This is a genomic window from Henriciella sp., from assembly GCF_049649345.1.
In the GTDB taxonomy this organism is placed as follows: Bacteria; Pseudomonadota; Alphaproteobacteria; order Caulobacterales; family Hyphomonadaceae; genus Henriciella.
Genome location: NZ_JBARZC010000502.1, coordinates 1 through 3,802, shown reverse-complemented (window position 1 = coordinate 3,802; position 3,802 = coordinate 1). Strand labels below are relative to the sequence as shown.

General features: G+C 62.1%; 5 protein-coding genes. 3 read left to right on the top strand and 2 right to left on the bottom strand.

Going from position 1 to position 3,802, the window contains the following annotated elements; all coding sequences use genetic code 11:
- The 3 genes from WA989_RS13945 to WA989_RS13935 form a co-directional block, all read left to right on the top strand.
- A partial coding sequence (locus WA989_RS13945) for a LemA family protein (protein WP_424341095.1) occupies nt 1–195 on the top strand: 195 nt, incomplete at its 5' end.
- Entirely contained in the window at nt 195–1,895 is a 1,701-nt protein-coding gene (locus WA989_RS13940) for a DUF2207 domain-containing protein (protein ID WP_424341094.1), read from the top strand. The genes WA989_RS13945 and WA989_RS13940, both read left to right, overlap by 1 nt.
- Nucleotides 1,896–1,912: 17 nt before the next feature.
- The gene (locus tag WA989_RS13935) at nt 1,913–2,386 is read left to right on the top strand and encodes a nuclear transport factor 2 family protein (RefSeq protein WP_424341093.1); all 474 of its coding nucleotides are present in this window, start codon (nt 1,913–1,915) and stop codon (nt 2,384–2,386) included.
- On the opposite strand, the gene WA989_RS13930 is transcribed toward WA989_RS13935, so the two are convergent.
- Both WA989_RS13930 and WA989_RS13925 read right to left on the bottom strand, forming a co-directional pair.
- Nucleotides 2,383–3,156, bottom strand: a complete 774-nt coding sequence (locus WA989_RS13930; protein WP_424341092.1) for a crotonase/enoyl-CoA hydratase family protein — start codon at nt 3,154–3,156, stop codon at nt 2,383–2,385. The genes WA989_RS13935 and WA989_RS13930 overlap by 4 nt on opposite strands.
- Nucleotides 3,153–3,802: alpha/beta fold hydrolase (locus WA989_RS13925; protein ID WP_424341091.1), on the bottom strand; the 650-nt coding region annotated here is incomplete at its 5' end. The genes WA989_RS13930 and WA989_RS13925, both read right to left, overlap by 4 nt.

Genomic DNA, 3,802 nt, shown 5'->3' with positions numbered 1-3,802 from the left:
CTCTCAGACACGGACACCAAGATCGAGATGGCGCGGCGTTTTTACACTGGCGCGGTGCGCGAGCTGACCACGGTTGTCGAGAGCTTTCCGTCGAGCATGGTTGCAGGGCCGTTCGGGTTTCAGCAGGCGCAGTATTTTGAAATCCTGACGGCTGAACGGGCCGTTCCAGAGGTAGATTTCGGGCCCGCCTCCTGATGATGCGATACGTCTGTCTTCTCGCAATTGTTCTCTGGTGCGGCTTCTCGGCCATCGCCGAAGAGGTCATCCACCGGTTCGACGTGGTGATCGAGGTCGAGCAGGATGGCGACATTGTCGTCACCGAGACGATCACGCTGACGGCGGAAAACGTCCAGATCCGCCGCGGCATCTTCCGCGACCTGCCGCGCTATTTCTCGCAGGAAGAGGACGGCGAAAAGCTGCGCTATGATTATGATGTGCTCTCCGTCCAGCGGGACGGCCAGCGCGAACCCTATGAGACGGAAACAGACGGGAATGCCTGGCGCATCCGGATCGGCAAGACCGATTACATCCTTCCGCGCGGAGAACATGTCTATGTCATCCGCTACCGGGTGAAAAACCAGATCCGATACTTCGATGAATATGACGAGCTCTACTGGGACGTGACCGGCCTTTATTGGGCTTTCCCGATCCTGACGGCAACGGCGCGGATCGACTTCCCGGATGGCGCGCAATTCGTTCAGCAATCGGGGTATACCGGCGCGTTCGGCGAAACCGGCACGGCTTACCGGTTTGAACGCGACGGCGATGAATATCTCTTCGAGACGACAGAGCCCTTGCGCGCAAATGAAGGACTGAGCGTTGCCGTCGCGATCGAAAAAGGTGTGATCGATCCGCCCTCGGCAGGCGACATCTCAAGCCTCTGGTGGCAGAGAAATGGCTCGCTCGCTGTGCTGCTCCTGTCGCTTGTCGGCGTTTTTGTCTTCCTCTACCGGTCCTGGGACCGGGTCGGGCGCGACCCGCCAAAGGAGCCGGTCTTCCCCCGCTATTCCGCGCCGAAAGGCTATTCACCGGCGGCCGTCCACCACATCTACAATCGCGGCTTCCGGGGGCATGACGCCTTGATCGCGACGCTGGTGAACCTTGGGATCAAGGGCCTGGTGGACATTGACGCCGACGACAAGAAGAAGATCCACCTGACGCCAAAACAGGCCCCAACCGATCAGTTGCCACAGGAAGAAGCGCTGCTTGACCGGAAGCTCTTTTCAGGCGGCGAGCTGATCCTTGGCGACAAGTATAATAGCCAGTTCACAAAGTCCTATACCGCCTTCCGCAAAAAGCTCTCGAACCGGTTCGGCAGTGACTATTTCAAATGGAATCTCGGCTATACGATTGTCGCGATCGCGCTATCGGCCATCGCGATCGTGTTTGCGATCAATCATTCGCCGTCCTGGTCTGTCTGGCTGACGGGGCTGATCGTCGCGCTCGCGGCGCTGAATGGGCTTTTCATGTACCTGATGCCGGCTGCTACGGCCAAGGGCCAGAAGGTGCGCGCCGAGATTGAGGGCTTCAAGCTCTATCTCGAAAAGGCCGAGAAGCTACAGCTCAATGCAGCTGAAGTCGGGACAGGCCGGCCGCCGCCAATGACGACGGCGCGGTACGAGACATTCCTGCCCTACGCCATCGCGCTCGGCGTCGAGGAGCCCTGGACCAAGCATTTCGAGAAGCTGCTGCCCCAGGAAGCGGCGGCCTATAATCCGGGATGGGCGCACATGTCGAGCCGGTCTGGCGGCTGGGGCCGGATGAACAAGGCGATCACGAGCAATATCAGTTCGGCTGTGACAAGCTCCATGCCGCAAAGCTCCAGCTCATCAGGCTCTGGCGGCGGCGGTTTCTCCGGCGGCGGAGGCGGCGGCGGCGGTGGTGGCGGCTGGTGACAGGAAAGGAATAAACCATGAAATCTGCGATGCCCGGTGCCGTGATTTTGTTCACCCTGATTTTGGCAGCCTGCGCGACTACGGCGACGTCTGTCGGCCCTGAGGACGAAGCAGACCTGTTGCGATTGAATGAAGCGATCTTCCGGTCGGTCATCGTCGATAACCAGAGAGATCAGCTCAATGCGGCTTCGGTGCCATCTCTGGTCGTGGTGGCGCCTGGAGGCATGGTCGAAGACAAGGCCGCAGCGCTTGCAGGTGTCGCCGCTTTTGACGCCAGTGACATCACCCTAACAGGCCAATCGGTGTCCTTTCAAAGGAACGTGGCTACCGTGACGGGCCGGCTCGATATAGACGGCGTGGTGCGACCGGTCGGCCGGTTCGGGCCCCTGAAATTCATGAGCGTCTATTTGAAGGAAGGGGGCGAGTGGCGGCTGGTATCGCGGTCCCTCACGCCATGCTTGCCAAAACTGATTAAAGCGGGCCGCTGCTAGAACTTCCCGTGCCGGCCCTTGCCGGACTTGAAGTCCGTCGCGCCGGCCTGGGTTTCACCGGACTGGATGACTTTCAGCCCGCCCTGGGTTTCGGCCTTGAGCGCGGTGGCCTCGTCGAGGCTCCATTGGCGCAGCACGGAGAGCCGGTCTGTCCGCATGCAAAGCGAAGGAAAGGCGGCGATCTCCTCGGCGAGCGACTTTGCGGCGGTGAGCGCCTCGCCTGCTGGTGCGCGGCGATTGGCAAGTCCGATCGCCATGGCTTCATCCGGGCCGACTTCGCGTCCGGTCAGGATCAAATCCATGGCCCTCGATTGGCCGATCAGGCGCGGCAGGCGGATCGTGCCGCCATCGATCAGCGGCACACCAAACCGGCGGCAGAAGATACCAAAGCGGGCCGTCTCAGAGACAACGCGCAAGTCGCACCAGAGCGCGAGCTCCATGCCCCCGGCGACGGCGTAGCCCTCGATAGCGGCGATGACAGGCTTGATCAGCGTCATCCGCGTCGGCCCCATCGGGCCAAGGTCGCCTTCCGGATCTACAGGATTGCCGCGGCCTTCCGAGACAGCCTTGAGGTCAGCGCCGGCGCAGAAATTCCCACCGGCGCCGGTCAGCACGGCGACCGAGACGGTCTGGTCGGTCTCGAAGCCTTGAAAGGCCTGGAAGAGGGCGAGTGCGGTATCCTTGTCGACCGCATTGCGGACGCCCGGCCGGTCAATTGTGATGACCAGCACCTTGCCATCGCGTTCGGCGCGGACGGTCTTGTCGCTCATGCGCCGGCGTCCGCGCGGGCCTCTTCCGGCACATGTTTGCCGAGAAAGGGCACGATCCGGTTAAGCAGGACCGGCACCATCTTCTCGGGCATGTCATGGCCCCATTTGTCGATAATTTCGATTTCTGCGCCCGGGATGCGTTTGGCGATATCCTCTCCGGCAGCGGGCCGGATCAGCGGGTCCTGCGCGCCATGCAGGACGAGCGTCGGCACGTCGAGATCCGATAGCCGCTCATGCCAGCGCGGCTGGGCGAGGATGGCGGCGTACTGGCGCGCCACGCCCATCGGCCGGTCGGAGCGCTCGAAGCAGCGGATGGCCATCGCCTTCACGTCTTCGTCTGCGTTGCGGACAGTCTCATGCGAGCCGATGACACGGCGCGACTGGGCCGCGAGATCGCCGATCGCGTCGGCGCTGCGGAATTCCGGCACAGCGGTCAGCGCTTTCTGGGCCTCTTCAGACGATTGCGGCAGGGACGGGTCGCCAGACGTTGTCATGACAGGGATCAGCGTGCGCACGCGTTCGGGATGATTGAGCGCCATCAGCTGGACGATCATGCCGCCCATGGAAAAGCCCATCACGTCTGCCTTCTCAGCCCCGAGCGCCTCTATCAGCGCGGCCGCGTCGGCGGCCATATCGTTCAGCGTGT